The 18,069-nt window shown below is 63.6% G+C and carries 15 protein-coding genes and 1 pseudogene; 15 read left to right on the forward strand and 1 reads right to left on the reverse strand.

The annotated features are described in order from the left end of the window. Positions 1 to 37: 37 nt before the first annotated feature. Positions 38 to 399, forward strand: a pseudogene (locus PspCFBP13528_RS10450) (substrate-binding domain-containing protein); the annotation flags it as partial. 62 nt (positions 400 to 461) lie between these two features. Further along, on the forward strand, positions 462 to 1,076 hold the full coding sequence (locus PspCFBP13528_RS10455; protein WP_137200149.1) for a TetR/AcrR family transcriptional regulator: 615 nt from the start codon (positions 462 to 464) through the stop codon (positions 1,074 to 1,076). Positions 1,077 to 1,706: 630 nt separating this feature from the next. Here PspCFBP13528_RS10455 and PspCFBP13528_RS10465 read toward each other — a convergent pair. Then, a complete protein-coding gene (locus PspCFBP13528_RS10465; protein WP_137200150.1) occupies positions 1,707 to 4,457 on the reverse strand; it encodes a glycoside hydrolase family 3 C-terminal domain-containing protein in 2,751 nt (916 codons plus the stop codon). Positions 4,458 to 4,966: 509 nt separating this feature from the next. Here PspCFBP13528_RS10465 and PspCFBP13528_RS10470 point away from each other — a divergent pair. The 13 genes from PspCFBP13528_RS10470 (at position 4,967) to PspCFBP13528_RS10530 (ending at position 18,062) form a co-directional block, all read left to right on the forward strand. Continuing rightward, positions 4,967 to 5,191 (forward strand): hypothetical protein, encoded by a 225-nt coding sequence (locus PspCFBP13528_RS10470; protein WP_065952955.1) that lies wholly within the window; start codon positions 4,967 to 4,969, stop codon positions 5,189 to 5,191. Between the two features lie 154 nt (positions 5,192 to 5,345). Beyond that, positions 5,346 to 7,076 (forward strand): type II secretion system ATPase GspE, encoded by a 1,731-nt coding sequence (gene gspE / locus PspCFBP13528_RS10475; protein WP_101220001.1) that lies wholly within the window; start codon positions 5,346 to 5,348, stop codon positions 7,074 to 7,076. Further along, complete coding sequence (gspF, locus tag PspCFBP13528_RS10480) at positions 7,073 to 8,275, forward strand: type II secretion system inner membrane protein GspF (protein ID WP_065952957.1); 1,203 nt, start codon at positions 7,073 to 7,075, stop codon at positions 8,273 to 8,275. The genes gspE and gspF overlap by 4 nt, the downstream gene beginning before the upstream one ends. Before the next feature lie 20 nt (positions 8,276 to 8,295). Continuing rightward, positions 8,296 to 8,721 (forward strand): type II secretion system major pseudopilin GspG, encoded by a 426-nt coding sequence (gene gspG / locus PspCFBP13528_RS10485; RefSeq protein ID WP_065952958.1) that lies wholly within the window; start codon positions 8,296 to 8,298, stop codon positions 8,719 to 8,721. Positions 8,722 to 8,730: 9 nt separating this feature from the next. Beyond that, a complete protein-coding gene (locus PspCFBP13528_RS10490) occupies positions 8,731 to 9,162 on the forward strand; it encodes a type II secretion system protein (protein WP_065952959.1) in 432 nt (143 codons plus the stop codon). Next, on the forward strand, positions 9,159 to 9,521 hold the full coding sequence (locus PspCFBP13528_RS10495; RefSeq protein WP_137200151.1) for a type II secretion system protein: 363 nt from the start codon (positions 9,159 to 9,161) through the stop codon (positions 9,519 to 9,521). The genes PspCFBP13528_RS10490 and PspCFBP13528_RS10495 overlap by 4 nt, the downstream gene beginning before the upstream one ends. Continuing rightward, on the forward strand, positions 9,518 to 10,147 hold the full coding sequence (locus PspCFBP13528_RS10500) for a prepilin-type N-terminal cleavage/methylation domain-containing protein (RefSeq protein ID WP_065952961.1): 630 nt from the start codon (positions 9,518 to 9,520) through the stop codon (positions 10,145 to 10,147). The genes PspCFBP13528_RS10495 and PspCFBP13528_RS10500 overlap by 4 nt, the downstream gene beginning before the upstream one ends. Continuing rightward, positions 10,144 to 10,869: a general secretion pathway protein GspK gene (locus PspCFBP13528_RS10505; RefSeq protein WP_101220004.1), complete on the forward strand. Its 726-nt coding sequence runs from the start codon at positions 10,144 to 10,146 to the stop codon at positions 10,867 to 10,869. Before PspCFBP13528_RS10500 ends, PspCFBP13528_RS10505 begins: the two co-directional genes overlap by 4 nt. Next, entirely contained in the window at positions 10,866 to 11,909 is a 1,044-nt protein-coding gene (locus PspCFBP13528_RS10510; RefSeq protein WP_101220005.1) for a PilN domain-containing protein, read from the forward strand. Before PspCFBP13528_RS10505 ends, PspCFBP13528_RS10510 begins: the two co-directional genes overlap by 4 nt. Beyond that, complete coding sequence (gene gspM, locus PspCFBP13528_RS10515) at positions 11,884 to 12,495, forward strand: type II secretion system protein GspM (protein ID WP_057721904.1); 612 nt, start codon at positions 11,884 to 11,886, stop codon at positions 12,493 to 12,495. Before PspCFBP13528_RS10510 ends, gspM begins: the two co-directional genes overlap by 26 nt. Next, positions 12,492 to 13,016, forward strand: coding sequence for a general secretion pathway protein GspN (locus PspCFBP13528_RS10520; protein ID WP_065952964.1), 525 nt, complete (start codon positions 12,492 to 12,494; stop codon positions 13,014 to 13,016). Before gspM ends, PspCFBP13528_RS10520 begins: the two co-directional genes overlap by 4 nt. Next, positions 13,013 to 15,232, forward strand: a complete 2,220-nt coding sequence (gspD, locus tag PspCFBP13528_RS10525) for a type II secretion system secretin GspD (RefSeq protein ID WP_137200152.1) — start codon at positions 13,013 to 13,015, stop codon at positions 15,230 to 15,232. Before PspCFBP13528_RS10520 ends, gspD begins: the two co-directional genes overlap by 4 nt. Before the next feature lie 436 nt (positions 15,233 to 15,668). Further along, on the forward strand, positions 15,669 to 18,062 hold the full coding sequence (locus PspCFBP13528_RS10530; protein WP_137200153.1) for a TonB-dependent receptor: 2,394 nt from the start codon (positions 15,669 to 15,671) through the stop codon (positions 18,060 to 18,062). Positions 18,063 to 18,069 lie beyond the last annotated feature (7 nt).

The following is an 18,069-nucleotide window of genomic DNA, read 5'->3' on the forward strand; positions in this document are numbered from 1 at the left end:
GGGCTGTAAACACCCATCAACCTGTGGGCGGGGGCTTGCCCCCGACGCCGATCGCGCGCCTTTTGATGCGGGCAATCAGGCGATGGAAAGCCTGATGAGCCATGCCACACCGCCGACGCGATCTTCTTCGCCAATGACAACCTGGCCGCCGGTGGCTTGCTGGCGGGGCAGCGTGCCGGGTTGAAGATCCTCCAGGACTGCGCGGTACTCGGTTTCGGCGATTACCCGTTTGCCGAAATGCTGTTGCCGAGCCTGAGCACCAGCAAGCCGCCGGCGTTGGAAATCGGTGTGCTGGCGGCCACGCGGGTGCTGGAAAGCCTTGGCGGACTGCCGGTGGTGGTTGAGGTACAGCGCTTGAAGCTGTTGGACTGCCGCTTGATCAAACGCGAAAGCGCCTGAGCTTTATTTGCGGCCCAGGGGCAATTTGGATACGGTGCAGGCCTGCCCACAAGGATGTTCCCATGACCGAACCCGCCCCTAAAACCCGCCGTGCACCCAAGGGAGAAAAACGCCGCGAAGAGCTGCTGGACGCGGCCTTGCAGGTGTTCTCCCTGGAGGGCTACAGCGGCGCCTCCGTGGCCCAGGTGGCGGCGATTGTCGGTATTTCCGTGGCTGGCCTGTTGCATCACTTTCCCAGCAAGATCTCGTTGTTGATGGGCGTGCTGCAACGCCGCGACGAAGTCAACCAACGGATTGCCGATGAAGTACGCGCCGAGAAGTCGTTGAGCGGGTTGCTTGGCAGCCTGCGTGCGATCAACCGTTCGAATGCCACCGCGCCTGGCGTGGTGCGCGCGTTTACCATTTTGAATGCGGAAAGCCTGCTTGATACGCAACCGGCGTGGGGCTGGTTCCAGGAGCGCTATGCGGGGATCCAGCGACGTTTGCAGGGGCAGTTCGCCGACCTGGTGGTGGCGGGGGAGGTGCGCAGCGATGTCGACATCGCCGGGCTGGTGGAAGAGATCCTGGCCATGATGGATGGCCTGCAGATCCAGTGGCTGCGCTTTCCGGAGCGGGTGGACCTGGTGGCGCGGTTCGATGCGTATATTGCGCGGGTCGAAGCGGCAATTAGAGCCTGAGTCGAACACAATCCAAATGTGGGAGGGGCTGTGCGACGATTCGACTTGCCCCCCGTTGTTAGCTTATGACTATCTTACTGATGCTCCACAATCCAAATGTGGGAGGGGGCTTGCCCCCGATGGCGGCCTCTGGGCCGACCAGGATGTTGGATTGGACCGAGTACATATCCGTTTCTGCGGTCACGGCTGCTATCGGTTCCGCTTTTACAGCGGGTCACTTTTGGAAAAGAGCCCCAAAAGTAACCAAAAAGGCTCTTGCCCCACCACTCGGCACCTCGCTCATGCTCGGTGTGCCCTCTCTCCGGCTTGAATCCGTGGGCCGCCGCAATGGGCCATCCCTGGCCCAGTGCGGCTAACCCGGCGTCCTGCCGGGTTGCCCACGGATTCAAGCCTGCGTTCGGCCAGCGTGGTTTAACGGGGCGCCTAAGATCAAAAGCAGATCAAGATCAAGATCAAGGTCAAGGTCAAGGTCAAGGTCAAGAGCGGCTCGCTGCGCATCGTGGTTAGGGGGGCGCTGCAGTATTGTGTAGATACCTGTGTAGATACCTAGGTGCCCGATAGCAGTGATTCAGTCGATACAAGTGTCGACTGGACAACCGCTATCGGGAGCAAGGCACCCTCCCGCAGGGATCAGTTGCCCGCAGCACTGCCCTGGCTGCTGTCATCGCTCATGTCATAGCCATCACCGTCGCTGGTGCCGCTATCCCCTTCATTTTGATGCAGCACGCCGCCGGTCTTCACCGTCGATTCACGCAACGTCGAATTAAGCGCCGAACGCGGCAGAGGGTTGCTGGTGGTGGTCGACAGTTCCTGGCGGAACGGGTTGACCAGCTTGGCGTTCAGGCGGATGTCCTGGGACGAAGCGCCCACCGACAGGTTGAAGCTGTCGGCATCCACCACCCACTGCTTGCCGGCCACATCGTAGTAGGCCAGCGAGCGGTCGTTGAGCTCGATGGTCACGCGCTTGCTCTGGCCAGGCTTGAGGAACACTTTCTTGTAGCCCTTGAGCTCCTTGATCGCGCGTTCGACTTTCGGGTTGTTCTGGCCCACGTACAGCTCGGCCACTTCGGCGCCTGCGACCTTGCCGGTGTTGGTCAGATCGAACGACACCTTGATCGGCGCACCGGCCACTGCGACGCCAGGGCTGACGCTGATGTTGCTGTAGCCGAAGGTGGTGTACGACAAGCCATAACCGAACGGATACAGCGGCTTGATGCCCTTCTTCTCGTAGCCGCGATAGCCCAGGAACAGGTCGTCCTTGTAGCTCATCTCGCTCAGGGTTTCCTGATTGTCGAACTTGGGGAAAGTCGCATAGATCGGGTTGTCTTCGATATTGCGTTCGATACTGATCGGCAGCTTGGCCGACGGGTTGACCTTGCCCAGCAGGATCTCTGCCAGGGCCTGGCCGCCGTTCTGCCCAGGGTAGAACGCGTGCAGTGCGGCCGGCACCTGGTCGATCCAGTCGCTCATCTTCAAGCCGGTGCCGCCGTGCAGGGTGACCACGGTGTTCGGGTTGACCTTGGCGATGCTCTGGATCAGCAGGTTCTGGTATTCCGGCAGGTCGAAGCTGTGGTCGAAGCCTTCGCCCTCGTATTCATTGCTGTTGCCGGCTGCCACCAGTACGGCGTCGTACTGGGCCAGGTCCTGTGGCGCAACCAGCGAGGCCCAGCTCATCTGCACGCCGACCAGGCCGCCCATGGTGGAGAGGTAGCCGTTGCGGCGCGAGTATTCGAGCTTGATGTCGACCGGTTTGCCCGCTTCAAGATTGACCTTGGCGAACACCGGGATGGTCGGCGGAATGCTGTTGTTCGGCAGCGGCTTGCCGTCGCCGTTGTCGAGGACTTTCTTGCCGTTGACGTACAGGCGTACCGCACCGTCGGCGCGGATCTTGAACACCTGTTCGCCGCTGACGGTCGGGGTGATCTGGCCGCTGTAGCGAATCGACGTGGCGGCGGTATCGCCATTCACCGGCAGGCTGTCGGTGGACCAGTCGAGGTTGATGTGGCTGTCAGTGCGGGTGGCAGCCGGGTCACCGGACCAGTTGGTGTTGCTGAAGAACTCGGTCTTCAGGCCTTTGACGCTAGTGCCATTGCTGTCGGCATGGGTCCAGCTGGAGGTGGCCGGGTCCAGCGACAGCCCGTCGATGAACTCGACCTTGGCGCCTGGCGCCAGTTGCTGTAAGCCGCTCAGCTCGCTGATGTAGTTGGCGGCCATCACATTGGCGCTGCCGAAACCGGTAGGCGGCGCGTACTTGGCCAGGGTGCCGACCACGGCGATGCGCTTGACCTTCTTGGCGTCCAGCGGCAGCAGGCTGTTCTGGTTTTTCAGCAGCACGATGCCTTCGCGCGCGGCATTGAGCGCCGTGCGGTTGCTGGTGGCGCTGTTCATGTTGTGGCTGGTCAGCGGGGCTTTGCTGTCGAACGTGTACAGGTAGATCTGCTTGAGGATGCGGCGAACCTTGTCATCGATGGTCGCGCTGCTCAGCTCACCACTGTCCAGGTACGGCTTGAGGACGGTGCTGTTCATCTGGTAGCCCATCATGTCCAGGTCAGTACCGGCCTGTGCTGCCGGCAAGCCGTCGACCACGGCGTTGTAGTCACTCTGGACGAAGCCCGGATAGCCCCATTCGGTTTTCAGGATGTCGCGCATCAGGTGCTTGTTCTGGCACGCGAACTCGCCGTTCACCTTCTGGAATGCACACATCATCATCGCGACTTTGCTGTTCTTGGAGGCGGACTCGAAAGGCGGCAGGGTCATCTCGCGCAGCACGCGCTCGCTGATGGTTTCGTTGAGGTGGAAGCGGTTGCTTTCCTGGTCATTGGCGGCGAAATGCTTGGCGTTGGCCCACACGCCGCGCGACTGAATCCCGTTGATCACTGCCGGTCCCAGGCTGGCGCCGAGGAAGGGGTCTTCACCCGACAAATACTCGAACGCACGGCCGCTGTACGGCATGCGGTACAGGTTGACGCCGGGGCCGGTGACGAACTGATATCCGCCGCTGGCGGTGTCGTAGCCCAGGGCGCGGCCCAGGTCGATGGCGCGACGCGGGTTCCAGCTGGCTGCCAGGTTCGGCCCGGACGGGTATACCACGCCCTGCGCGTTGCCTTCACTGGTGTAGCGCACGCCGACACCGCCGTCGGCGCCGTGGATCTGCGGGATGCCGTACTGGATCAGCGGCTTGACGTCCCAACCGCCAGTGCCGCCGATGTAGGCGAGTTTTTCTTCCATGGTCATCTTCGCCAGGGTTTTGTCCGCGGCCTTTTCTGCGCGGCTCACCCGGCCCTCGTCCAGGGCCGGGCTGGTGGCCGCATGCACCTGGGACACGGCCAGTGCCAGCAGGGCAAATGCCGACTGCGCACCGATCAATTTGCGTTTGTTCATGGGTTTCTCCGACAACTGTTTATTGAAAATAGGGCGCCAAGACGCGCGCTTCACACAGCGCGCTCGTCACTTTTTCACGGGCAATAGTCCGCCTTGATCGCAATTTTTAACCAATGGCTAATTGCAACTACTTGGCAGTTTTTGCAGTATTAAAAGTTTAATAATTGTAGTGATTGTTGTTATGGGTAGTGCCTAAGTGGCATCACGCGATAGCGTTTTGAACCGCTAAAACTGCATAATTAAGGCAATTCTTGCGGTTATAAGTCAAACAAAAGCTAATTTTTGCGTGAAATAAGAAATATTTCATTACGTTTTGGAACTAAGGTTAAACCTACCAGTCGATTGGTTTAAGGAAATTTATGGCGGCATGGCGAACTAGTGGCGTTGCCCGGTAGTTCTAAAAGGCCATGTTTTATACAAGCTGTCATTCACAACGCTTTGGTGTAGGGTCTTGATCGAATTCAAGGCGCCACTTGAGCTGTCCGCTGTTTTTGAACTGGAGAATGTTTATGAAAATGTCCCTGATGGGTGCCGGCCTCGTGCTCGGCGTTGCACTGAGTGGCGCGGCCATGGCCGCTGAATCAACCGACGCCGATGCGACGTCGGGTGCTACCGATTCCACCGTGCTGACCCAGACCCACGACGCCAAGGCGGCGAAAAAACAGAAAGCCGAAACCACCAAGGGCGGCCGACCGCTGAGCAGCAGCCAGGCCGCGCCGAAGACCTCGAACTAACCTGGAAACGCGGTCCCCTGTGGGAGGGGGCTTGCCCCCGATAGCGGTGTATCAGCCAGCACATGCGCCAACTGGTCCACTGCTATCGGGGGCGAGCCCCCTCCCACAAGGGTTCCTGCAGTTCTGTAGAACATTGCCCCTCAGATAGCTGCTTATGCCAAGTCCCTCAACGCCCATCGATGCCTGCCAGATGCACGTCCCGGATACCGAACAGGTCTGCGCGTGGCTGATGCAACAGGCCGGGTTGAAAACGGTGGACCTGGAGCGCGCCCGTCGCCTGTCCCAAGAGGGCGCCGACACTGAATTACTTGGCCTGCTGACCCGCCTGGGGTTGGTCTCCGAAGTCGAACTGGCCCGCGCCTGGGCCGACCTGCTCGGCGCGCCGCTGCTGCTGGCCGACGCCGCGCCACCTTTGCTTGACCCTTTACCGAACCTGACCGAGCGCTTTATGCGCCACTACCAGGTGGTGCCCGTGGGCTGGAGCCAGGGTGGTCTGCGCGTGCTGGCAGCCAACCCGTCGCGGGTCTACCCGTTCCAGGCCATGGCCTATGCCTGCGGCGTGCCCGTGTGGCTGGCGGTCGGCCCGCGCAACGAGGTCGAAACCCTGATCGAGCGCTACTACGGCCAGGGGCGCTCGGCCATGGGCACGCTGATCGAAAACCTCGACGAGCAGAGCGGTGCGCTGGAAGACATCGAACACCTCAAGGACATGGCCTCCGAGGCGCCGGTGATTCGCCTGGTCAACCTGATCCTGCAGCGCGCGGTGGAACATCGCGCCTCGGACATCCATATCGAACCCTTCGAAAACCAGCTCAAGGTGCGCTACCGCATCGACGGCGTGCTGCACGAGGCCGAGGCGCCACCGTCGAGCTCATCCGCCGCGGTGATTTCGCGGGTGAAAATCATGGCGCGCCTGGACATCGCCGAACGGCGTCTGCCCCAGGACGGCCGGATCATGCTGCGCATCCAGGGCAAGGAGCTCGACCTTCGGGTGTCTACCGTGCCCACTAGTTTTGGCGAATCGGTGGTCATGCGTCTGCTTGACCGGCAGACCGTTCAGTTCGATTTCCAGAGCCTGGGCTTCGACGGACAGCGCCTGGAAACCTTCCTTGAAGTGCTGGAGCGGCCCCACGGCATTCTGCTGGTGACCGGCCCGACCGGCTCGGGCAAGACCACCACGCTGTACACCGCGCTGTCACGGCTCAACACCGCCGAGCGCAAGATCATCACGGTTGAAGACCCGGTGGAATATCAACTGGAAGGCATCAACCAGATTCAGGTCAAGCCGGCCATCGGCCTGGATTTTGCCGGCGCGCTGCGCTCTATCGTGCGTCAGGACCCGGACGTGATCATGATCGGCGAAATCCGCGACCTGGAAACCTGCCGCATCGCTATTCAATCGTCGCTGACCGGGCATTTGGTGCTTTCTACTTTGCACACCAACAGCGCGGCGGCGAGTATCACGCGGCTGCTTGACATGGGGGTCGAGAGCTACCTGATTGCCTCGACCGTCAACGGCATCCTGGCCCAGCGCCTGGTGCGCCGCCTCGACCCTGCCACTCGCGAAGCTTTTGAGGCACCGCCCGAACTGATCGCCGAGCATGGCCTGGACAGCTTTACCGATGCGCGACCGATCATGCTCTATCGCCCGCGTGCCAATGCGCCGGGCGGTGGTTACCACGGTCGCAGCGCAATCACCGAATTGCTGGTGATGAATGAAGAACTGCGCGGCCTGCTGATGCGCCAGGCCGACGCCGCCACCCTCGAAGCCGCCGCCCGCCGTGGCGGCTTGCGCACTTTGCATGAAGAAGGCCTGCGCCAGGCCGTTGCCGGCGTGACCTCGCTGGAAGAAGTGCTGCGCGTGACCCGCGGGGAGGGCACGTGAGCCTGTTCAAGTACCGCGCGCTCGACAGCCAGGGCGCTGCGCAAAACGGCACGCTCGACGCCAAGGACCTCGACGCCGCCGTCGCCCTCTTGCACAAGCGCGGGCTGCTGGTGTTGCAGGTTGACGTCGCCGGTGCCCAAGGGCTGCTCAATGCCCTTGGCCGTGGTCAGTTGAGCGGCGCGGCGCTGGTCAGTTTCACCCAGCAACTGGCCACCCTGTTAGGCGCCGGCCAGCCGCTGGAGCGCTCGCTGGGCATCCTGCTCAAGCAACCTGGCCAGCCGCAGACCCGCGCCCTCATCGAGCGTATCCGCGAACAGGTCAAAGCCGGCCAGCCGTTATCCAAAGCGCTGGAGGAAGAGGGCAGCACGTTCTCGCCGCTGTACCTGAGCATGGTGCGCGCGGGCGAGGCGGGCGGCGCCCTGGAAAACACCCTGCGCCAGCTCAGTGACTACCTGGAGCGCAGCCAATTACTGCGGGGCGAGGTGATCAACGCGCTGATCTACCCGGCCTTTCTGGTGGTCGGCGTACTGGGTTCGCTGGCGCTGCTGCTGGCCTATGTGGTGCCGCAGTTTGTACCCATTTTCAAAGACCTCGGTGTGCCCATTCCGCTGATCACTGAAGTGATTCTCGGGCTCGGCCAGTTTCTCGGGGCCTACGGCCTGGCAGTGTTGGCCGGGTTGATTGTGATGATCTGGACACTGGCTGCACGCCTGCGTGACCCGCAGCGCCGTGAACGTTATGACCGCCGCGTGCTCGGCATCCGGGTGATCGGCCCGCTGCTGCAACGGGTCGAAGCGGCGCGGTTGACGCGCACCCTCGGCACCCTGCTGAGTAACGGCGTGGCGCTGCTGCAGGCGCTGGTGATCGCCCGGCAGGTGTGCACCAACCGCGCGCTGCAAGCGCAAGTCGCCCAGGCCGCCGAATCCGTCAAGGGCGGCGGCACCCTCGCCAGTGCCTTTGGCGCGCAGCCGCTGCTGCCCGACCTGGCGCTGCAAATGATTGAAGTCGGCGAACAGGCCGGCGAACTCGACAGCATGCTGCTCAAGGTCGCCGATGTGTTCGACGTTGAAGCCAAGCGCGGCATCGACCGCCTGCTCGCCGCGCTGGTGCCGTCGCTGACCGTGGTCATGGCGGTGCTGGTGGCGGTGATCATGCTCGCGATCATGCTGCCGCTGATGAGCCTGACCAGCAATATATGAACCCTCAAGGAAGCAAGCCGATGCGCCATACCCGATTCAAGTCTGCCCGCCGCCAGGGCGGTTTTACCCTGCTGGAAATGCTCGCCGTGATCGTGCTGCTGGGCATCGTCGCGACCATTGTGGTACGCCAGGTCGGCGGCAATGTCGACAAGGGCAAGTACGGCGCGGGCAAGGCGCAACTGGCGAGCCTGAGCATGAAAATCGAAAGCTACGGGCTGGATGTCGGCTCGCCGCCCAAGTCCCTGCAGCAACTGGTCGACAAGCCGGGCAACACCGCCGGCTGGGCCGGCCCGTATGCCAAGCCGTCGGACCTCAAGGACCCGTTCGGCCATGCCTTCGGCTATCGCTTCCCCGGCGAGCACGGCGCGTTCGACCTGATTTTCTACGGTCAGGACGGCCAGCCCGGTGGCGAAGGCTACAGCGCCGACCTGGGCAACTGGGAATAACGGCTGAACATGGCCAACGCCCAACGTGGTTTTACCTTGCTGGAGATGCTGGTGGTGATCGTCTTGATCAGCATCGCGGCCGGCTTGGTGGGTTTTGGCCTGCAACAAGGCCTGCGCGCCGCCAAGGAGCGCCAGGCGGTCGGGCAGATGGTCGAGGCGTTGCGCAGCACGCGGGCGCGGGCGATTGTCAGCGGCACCGCGCAAAGCACGTTGTTCGACTTGCGCAGCCTCAGCTTCCAGGCCCCTGGCCGCCCGAAAAAACACTGGCCGGCGGACCTGCAAGTCACCTTGCACACGGCCGAACACGCGGGCTCGGCGGTGGAGTTCTACCCCGACGGCAGTTCCACCGGCGGCAACCTGTTGTTGGCCAATGGCAGCCGGCGCTGGCGCATCGATATTGGCTGGCTGACCGGCAGCGTGCAGTCCAGGGCGCTGCCATGAAGCGGCAAGCCGGGTTCACCCTGCTGGAAATGCTCGCCGCGCTGACGCTGATGGCGATCTGCAGCACGGTGCTGCTGGTCGCCTTCGGCCAGAGCGCGCGCGCGCTGTTGCAAGTCGCCCACAGCGACCGCCTGAGCCATGCTGCCGTCAGCGTGATGGACCAGGAAGCAGCAGGCCTCCTGGCCAATGGCGTGCGCCACGGCGATCTGGACGGCATCGCCTGGCAGCTGCGCATCGCCCAACAGCCGACCCGGATCGGCCAGCCGCACATGTTTCGTCTCGACCTGACGGTCAGCGAAGGGCCGCGTCACGCCAGTTTCAGCACCTTGAAACTGCGTGCGGCAGGGGCCGGTTTGTGAAGCGCCGTCAGCAGGGCTTTACCCTGCTCGAAATCATGATCGTGCTGAGCCTGCTCGGCGTATTACTGACCCTGGTCGGTGGCGCGCTGCTGGGGGCCAATCGCGCGGTGCTCAAGGCGCAGCGCTATACAGTCAGCCTGGATGAAATGCGGGCCGCGCAGCAGTTTTTGCGCACTGCGATCAGCGAGGCGCTGCCCTTGGACGTGACCGAGGACGACAGCCAGACCGACGGGTTTTTCGCCGGCAGCCCGCAGCGCATGCAGTTTGTCGCGACCCTGCCGGGCGTGCTCGGTGGCGGGATTCAGCGCTTCACGCTGCAGTTGACCGGCGCCGAGGCGCAGCGCGATTTGCAGGTGGCGTTCGCGCGGTTTGAGTCTCCAGCGCAGGTCAGCGTACCGGCGTCGCGCAGTGAGCCACAGGTGTTATTGAAAGGTGTCGAAGATCTGCAGTTCAGCTATCGCGGCGTGTCGCCCAAGGGCCAGGCCACCGGCTGGATCAGCGAGTGGCCGTGGACCAAGCGTTTGCCCTCGGCGGTGCGGATTGCGGCGCGCGTCAACGGGCCGGTGCCTTGGGTCACCCAGGTGGTCGCGCTGCGGTTGAACCTGTCGGGTGGGGGCCCTGAATGATCCGGCATCAGCGCGGTGTCGCGCTGCTGTTGGTGCTGTGGGTGCTGGCGTTGCTCAGCCTGCTGCTCGGCGGCCTGGCCGGCTGGGTGCAACTGGAAACCCGCCAGGCGGCGTGGCACCGCCAGCACACCCAGGCAGTGCTGGCCGCCGAAGCGGGCGTGGCGCTGGCGATACAGGGCCTGGCCGACCCGTTGCAGCGCAAACAGTGGATCGCCGATGGGCGTGAAATCCCGTTGGTGTTCGACGATGCGCAGCTGCACGTCAGCCTGCGCAGTGAGCGCGGCAAGTTGTACTTGAACAGCGCCGAAGTCGGCGATTTCGCGCGGCTGGCCCTGGCCTGCGGCGCGACCCAGGCCCAGGCCAGCCAGCTCGCCAAGGATCTGGAGGTACGACGCAACCAGGGCCTGGCGCCGTTCAGGGTCATAGAAGAAGTGCGGCAGTTGCCGGGCATGACCCAGGCGCTGTACAGCGCGCTGGTCCCCGAGATCAGCTTGTGGAGTGGCCTGGACCGGCCCGATCCGGCCTTCGCCAGCGCGCTGATGCGCCGCGCCTTGAACCTGCCGCACCTGAGTGCGGTGGGCGCCGACCCTGGTGAAGTGCTGGTGATCGACAGTCGCGCGCAACGCCCCGGCGGCCACCACGCCCAGTTGCAGGCCACCGTGTTATTGAGCCCCGCGCAAGGCAGCGCACAACCTTATCGAGTCTTACGTTGGCAAGAATGAACGAACACTTATCCGCACGGCTGCAGCTGCTGACGGAGCCCATCACCCAGCGCTGGCGCGGCAGCCTGCTGCAAATGGGCTGGCGGCTGTGGCTCAAGGAGTTGCGTGGCTGCCTGCCGGCGTGGCTGTCGCTGCAGGACATCCCCGAGCATGTGTACCCATGGCCGCTGACCGCGCCTGTGTCGCCCGTGGCCGGCGACGCGCGCCAGGTGCTGTTGCTGGCGCCCTCGGCGGTGCTGGTGCAAGCCTTGCAACTGCCCCCGGCGGCGGCGCGCAACCTGGCGACGGTGGTGGGGTATGAACTGGACCGTTTTACCCCGTTCGATGCGGCGCAGTTGTACTTCGTCGCGCGCCAGGAGCGGCGCACTCCAACCCACGTGCACGTGACGCTGGTGGCGATCCTGCGCGAGCGCCTCGACCAGATCCTCACGGAGTGCGCCGCCCTCGGCTTGCAGCCACACGCGGTGGATGTGGCGGACGCGGCGGGCGTCCCGATGGGCATCGACCTGCTGCCGGTACCGCTGCGCCCACGCCAGCGCCCGGCGGGCAAAGGCCTGCAACGCAGCCTGCCGTGGCTGTGCGGCGCCTTGCTGATTGCCGCCATGCTGCTGTGGCTCAACGACCGCCAGCGCGTGCTCGACAGCATGCAGCAAAGCGTGCGTGCGCAAAAAGCCCAGGTCGCCCAGATCCAGGCCCTGCGCCAGCAACTGCTCAATACCCGTGGCGCCGCGCAGTACCTGATCCGCCGCAAGACCGCACAGCCGCCGCTGGCCGGGCTGCTCAACGAGCTGACCGCCTGCCTGCCGTCCGACACCTGGATCGACCAGTTGGAAGTCAACGATGGCGCCGACGTTTCATTCTCCGGGCAAAGCGCCAAGGCCAGCGCCCTGATCACCCGGGTCAAGGGCTGCCACAGCCTGGAAAACGCCCAGTTCGAAGGGGTGATCCAACCCGATGCGCAAACCGGCAAGGATCAATTTTCCTTGCGCGCCCACCTGCACCAGGAGGCCGCCGATGCGCCGACCACTGACACCCCGTGAACGTCGTGGCGCCGCCCTGATCGGCCTGGCCCTGGTACTCGGCGCCGCGTATTGGCTGTTGGTCGACAGCTGGTTCGCCGGCCCCTTGCGCGAGATGGGCGAGCAGGCCGAGCAGTTGCGCGAACAGCAGCAACGCTACGCCGGCGTATTGCGCCAGGGCGACTCCCTGCGCCAGCAACTCGAGGAGGCTCGCCAGGACCCGGCCAGCAGCACCAGCCTGCTGCCAGGCGATGACCCCAGCGCTGTGGCGGCGGACCTGATGCAACGCATCGCCGACCTGATCAACAGCCGCGCCGGCCTCGGTGGCGGCTGCAGCCTCACGCAGCGCATGCCGATCACCCCCGAGCAGGACGACAGCGAACCCTACCGCCAAGTCAAAGTCAGCCTGACCCTGAACTGCGCCATCGAACCCTTGACCGCGATCCTGCATGAGCTGGAGTACCAGCGCCCGTTTCTGTTTGTCGATGAGATGAGCATCCGCCGAGGGCCGAACGCGCCCGCCAGCGGTGGCGCCGGTCAACTGGTGGTGCACCTGCTGGTGCGTGGCTACCTGCAACCGGCTTCTGCCGCGCAGGTGCGCCGATGATCAACGCACTGCGTCCCCTGGAGTGGTTGTTGCTCGGCGTGGCCGGGCTGTTGGGCCTGTTGATGGTCGGCATCCTCAGCAGCATCGGCGATGCGCCCGAGTGGTTGCCGGCGCCCGAACCCGATGCGCGCGCCAACGCCACGGCCAAGGCACTGGTGGCTCCGAGCGCAACCCTGGAGAGCCTTGCCGGCACCTGGCAGGCGCCGCTGTTCAGCCCTGACCGCAGCCCTGACCGCGCGGTGGGCCAAGCCGCCGTCTCCAGCCTGTCGAGCCTGACGCTGACCGGCATCGTGCTGGACGGCGACCTGCGCGTCGCACTGCTCAAGCGCGCGGACGGCCCGCCACTGAAAGTCCACCAGGACCAGACCCTGCCCAACGGCTGGCGCCTGGAACACCTGACCCCCCGCGAAGCCCGCTTTGTACTCGACGGCCGCACGCAGACCCTGAGCCTGCGAGGCCTGCGTCTGCCGCCGCCGTCCACCACACCCCCGATTACCCTTCCTCACGAGTCCGCCCCTTGATCGATACATTCCCCGGCGCTTTGCGCACCACTGTGTTTTGCCTGGCCACCGCCGTTTCCCTCGGTGGCTGCGGCACATTCCCCGAGCATCTGGACCCGGACGAGGCCTTGTTGCACGAGGCGATGCAGGGCACCGGCGCGCAACGCCCGCCCGTGGACCCGGCCAGCGAACAGGCCCCGGTCGACAGCAGCCAGCCCCAGGCCAAGACACCCCCCCAGCGCCAATTGATTCGCGGCAACCAGCAGTTCGTGCGCCAACCAACAGCAGCGCCGGCTGGCAAGGCAGAGGCGGGCGGCGACATCGTGTTCAACTTCGCCGACCAGCCGATCGAAGCGGTGATCAACAGCGTGATGGGCGACCTGCTGCATGAGAACTACAGCATTGCCCAGGGGGTGAAGGGCAATGTCAGCTTTTCCACCTCCAAACCGGTGAACAAGGAGCAGGCGCTGTCGATTCTGGAAACCCTGCTGTCGTGGACCGACAACGCCATGATCAAGCAGGGCAACCGCTATGTGATTTTGCCGGCCAATCAGGCGGTGGCGGGCAAGCTGGTGCCGCAGATGCGCGTGTCGCAACCGTCCAGCGGCCTGTCGGCGCGACTGTTTCCACTGCGTTACATCTCGGCCACCGAGATGCAGAAACTGCTCAAGCCGTTTGCCCGCGAGAATGCCTTTCTGCTGGTTGACCCGGCGCGCAATGTGCTGAGCCTGGCCGGTACCCCGCAAGAGCTGGCCAACTATCAGGACACCATCGACACCTTTGACGTGGACTGGCTCAAGGGCATGTCGGTGGGTGTGTTCGGCCTGCAACGCGCCTCCGTCGCCGAGCTGATGCCCGAACTGCAAAAAATGTTCGGTCCTGACAGCGGCATGCCGTTGGCGGGCATGGTGCGTTTTTTGCCGATCGAGCGGACCAACTCGGTGGTCGCGATTTCGTCGCAGCCACAGTACCTCAGCGAAGTCGGTGACTGGATTCACACCATCGACGAAGGCGGTGGTAACGAGCCGCAGATGTATGTGTACGACGTGCGCAACATGAAGGCCACCGACCTGGCCAAGTACCTGCGGCAGATCTACGGCAGCGGCGCAATCAAGGACGACGCCCCGGCCAAGGTCGCGCCCGGTTTGCGCACCGCGACCCTGTCATCGCCCGGCACCAACAGCACGTCCGGCAGCACGCCTGGCGGCTTGAGCAATAACCTGAATAACAACCAGCCTGCCGCCGAGGATGAGGAGCAGGAGCCACAAGCCGAGGACACTGTCGAGCAAGACACCACCGAAGGCGCGCCGGCCAAAAGCCTCGACGCCGGTACGCGCATCACCGCGCAAAAAAGCAGTAACCAGCTGCTGGTGCGCACGCGCCCGGTGCAGTGGAAGGAGATCGAGTCGGCGATCAAACGCCTCGACAATCCGCCGCTGCAGGTGCAGATCGAGACGCGCATCCTTGAGGTCAAACTCACCGGCGAACTGGACCTGGGCGTGCAGTGGTACCTCGGTCGCCTGGCCGGCAATTCCACCAGCACCACGGTGGCGAACGCCGCCGGCAGCCAGGGCGCGTTGGGCGGTGGCGGGGCCGGGCTGGGGGCGGCGGATTCGTTGTTCTATTCCTTCGTCAGTTCCAACCTGCAAGTGGCCCTGCACGCCCTGGAAACCAACGGCCGCACCCAGGTGCTGTCGGCGCCGTCGCTGGTGGTGATGAACAACCAGCCGGCGCAGATTCAGGTGGGCGATAACATTCCCATCAGCCAGACCACGGTGAACACGGGGACTTCTGACACTACCTTGAGCAGTGTGGAGTATGTGCAGACCGGGGTGATTCTGGATGTGGTGCCGCGGATCAATCCGGGAGGTCTGGTGTATATGGATATTCAGCAGCAGGTCAGTGATGCGCAGGATCAGGCGTCGTCGAATAATGACACGCCGAATAATCCGCGTATCTCCACACGGTCGGTGTCGACGCAGGTGGCGGTGCAGAGTGGGCAGACGGTGCTGCTGGGCGGGTTGATCAAGCAGGACAATGCGGACTCCGTCAGTGCCGTGCCGTACCTGGGCAAGATCCCCGGCTTGCGCTGGTTGTTTGGCAACACCAGCAAATCCAAGGACCGCACCGAATTGATTGTGCTGATCACGCCCCGGGTGATCACCAGCAGCAGCCAGGCGCGGCAGGTGACTGATGATTATCGCCAGCAGATGCAACTGCTGAAGCCCGCTAACTGAAGGAACGTGGTTAAAAATGTGGGAGGGGGCAAGCCCCCTCCCACAGTTGATCCTCTTTGTGTCAGGTGTATCCGGGCTGGGCTTGGCAGGTTAGTTATTATTTATATGAATAAACATTTTTAAAAATAATGAAATTCAAGAATATTAGCTTATGCCCAAATAGCATTATATTTTTAAAATCCATTCCGTTATGTTTGATCGCAACAGCCTACCCCTGACCCCGGATGGTACCCAGCGTGATTCAGATTCTGCGCACCTGACCGGGTAATCCCCCCGCAGCAGAATCGTTGGAACGGAGTTCGACGTATGTTGCCCCTTCAAACCCCTCGCTCGCCCCACACCTAGTTCAAACCGCACCTGCACCTTGAACACCGGCCATGCCGCGCCAGGCGCGTGCCTGCCCGACTCTGCGATTTGAAAAAAGCCGGGAATAGCGATGAAGCATGTTCTACCCCCCACCGCCGCCTTGACCTTGTCCCTGTTGGCCGCCGCGGTCCAGGCCCAGGATGACAGCACCCTGTCCACCGTGGTGGTCACCGGCAACCGAGGCGCCGAGCAGCGCACCGTCACCCGCAGCCCGGTGCCCATCGATGTGGTCAGCGCCAAGCAACTGCAAAGCACCGGCAAGCCCGGTTTGATGGAGGCCCTGAGCGCGGTGATCCCGTCGCTGACCCTGCCGGAAAAAACCGGCTGGGACGCCAGCGGCATTGCCCGCGCCCCTAACCTGCGTGGCTTGAGCGCCGCCGAAGTGCTGGTACTGGTCAATGGCAAGCGCCGCCATACCAGCGCCACCCTGAACATCAACGGCATCAACACCGGCGCCGCGCCGGCGGACCTGGACCTGATCCCCATCAGTGCCATCGACCATGTGGAAGTGCTGCGCGATGGCGCCGCCGCCCAGTACGGTTCCGACGCCATCGCCGGGGTGATCAACGTGATCCTCAAGGCCGACACCCGCGGCACCTCGGTGACCACCGCGGGCTTGGGCTATGACGGCAAGAAGCAGACCGTGCAGCAAAGCCTCAACAAAGGCTTCGAAATCGGCGACGGCGGTATCGTGCAACTGGCCCTGGATGCGCGCAGCCAGAATGACGACAACAAGGCCAGCGCCAACGGCTACACCTATGAACAAGCCTATGGCCTGGCCGGCAAGTCTACGTACGGTGGCTACGGCACGCCCAAGACCAATCTGCTGACCCTGGGCTATAACGCCGAACTGCCGATCGACGACAGCCTCAGCCTGTACTCCTTCACCACCTACTCGCGGCGCAAGGCCGAGCAGGGCCAGAACTTCCGCCTGCCGACCATCACCAACACCATCACCACCGGGCCCAATGGCTATCCTTCCGGCTACACGCCCACCTGGTACATCGACGAAGACGATTTCCAGGCGGCCTTCGGCGGCAAGGGCACTGTGGGCGAGTGGGACTGGGACCTGTCCACCACCTACGGGCGCAACGAAGCGGAGCAGGGCACCACCCACAACCAGAACCCGTCCCTGGGCGAGGCCACGCCGAACAACTTCACCTCCGGCACGTGGATTTCCACCGAGCTGACCACCAACCTGGACGTCAAGCGCGGCTTCGACATCGGCCTGCAAAAGCCGCTGGACCTGTCCTATGGCTTCGAGCACCGGCGCGACACCTATGAGGTGCAGGCCGGAGACTACGCGTCCTATGCCGACGGCGGTTACTGCGTGGCGCCGGGCAATTGCGCCGCGTCCGGGGCCCAGGTCACCAATGGCATTTCCCCCGACGAAGCAAGCAGCGCCTCGCGCAACAGCGTCGCCGGGTATGTCGATGCGGGCTTCAACCCGCTGCCGGACTGGTACGTCGGCAGCGCCGTGCGTTATGAACATTACAACCAAGGAGTGGGCGCCACCCGCAGCGGCAAGCTGACCACCCGCTATGACTTCACCCCGCAATTGGCGGTACGTGCCACCGTGAGCAACGGCTTTCGTGCGCCGTCCCTGGCCAACAGCCTGTTCAGCGCGCGCTCGACCACCTATGGCGTGGTGGATGGGGTGTACCAGTCGATCAACTACGGCGTGTTGCCGGTCGGTTCGGCGGCGGCCAGGGCGTTGGGCGCCGAGGACCTCAAGCCCGAACGCTCGACCCACTTCAGCCTGGGCTTGACCCTCACCCCCACCGACCGCCTGAGCTTCACCGCCGACGCCTATGTGATCAACCTGCGCGACCGCATCACCCTCACCGGCACCCTGCTCGGGCCCGAAGTCAGCCAGGTGTTGCAGAACAACGGCGTCAACTCCACCTCCGGCGGCCAGTACTTCATCAACGGCGCCGATACCCGCACCAAGGGCCTGGACCTGGTCAGCAGCTACAACCACGACCTGGGCGCGTTCGGTGCCGTGAAGTGGACTGCCGCGTTCAACTGGAACCAGACCAGAATCCGCAATTACAAGGAGTCGACCAATATCCTCGGCACTTCCTATGAGCTGATGGACCGGGAGGCGCGCAACCTGATCACCGGCGTGCAACCCACGACCAAGCTGATCCTCGGCGGCGACTGGAGCTTCGAGCGTTTCAACCTGAACCTGGCCCTGACGCGCTACGGCGCCTACAAGGAAGTCAATGCTTCGGCTGATCGCGAGCTGGACCGGGTCTACAGCGCCAGATGGATCACCGACCTCGACCTCGGCTACGCCCTCACCAAAGACCTCAACGTGGCCATCGGCGCCAAGAACCTCTTCGACCTCTACCCCAAGAAACAAGGCGTGCCGAGCAGCACCATGCTTGCCAGCTACGGCACCTATTCGCCCTACGGTTTTACTGGCGGGTACTACTACACCCGGCTGACTTATGCCTTCTAAGGCCTGC

It is taken from the genome of Pseudomonas sp. CFBP13528 (assembly GCF_005233615.1).
GTDB classification, from domain to species: domain Bacteria; phylum Pseudomonadota; class Gammaproteobacteria; order Pseudomonadales; family Pseudomonadaceae; genus Aquipseudomonas; species Aquipseudomonas fluorescens_AM.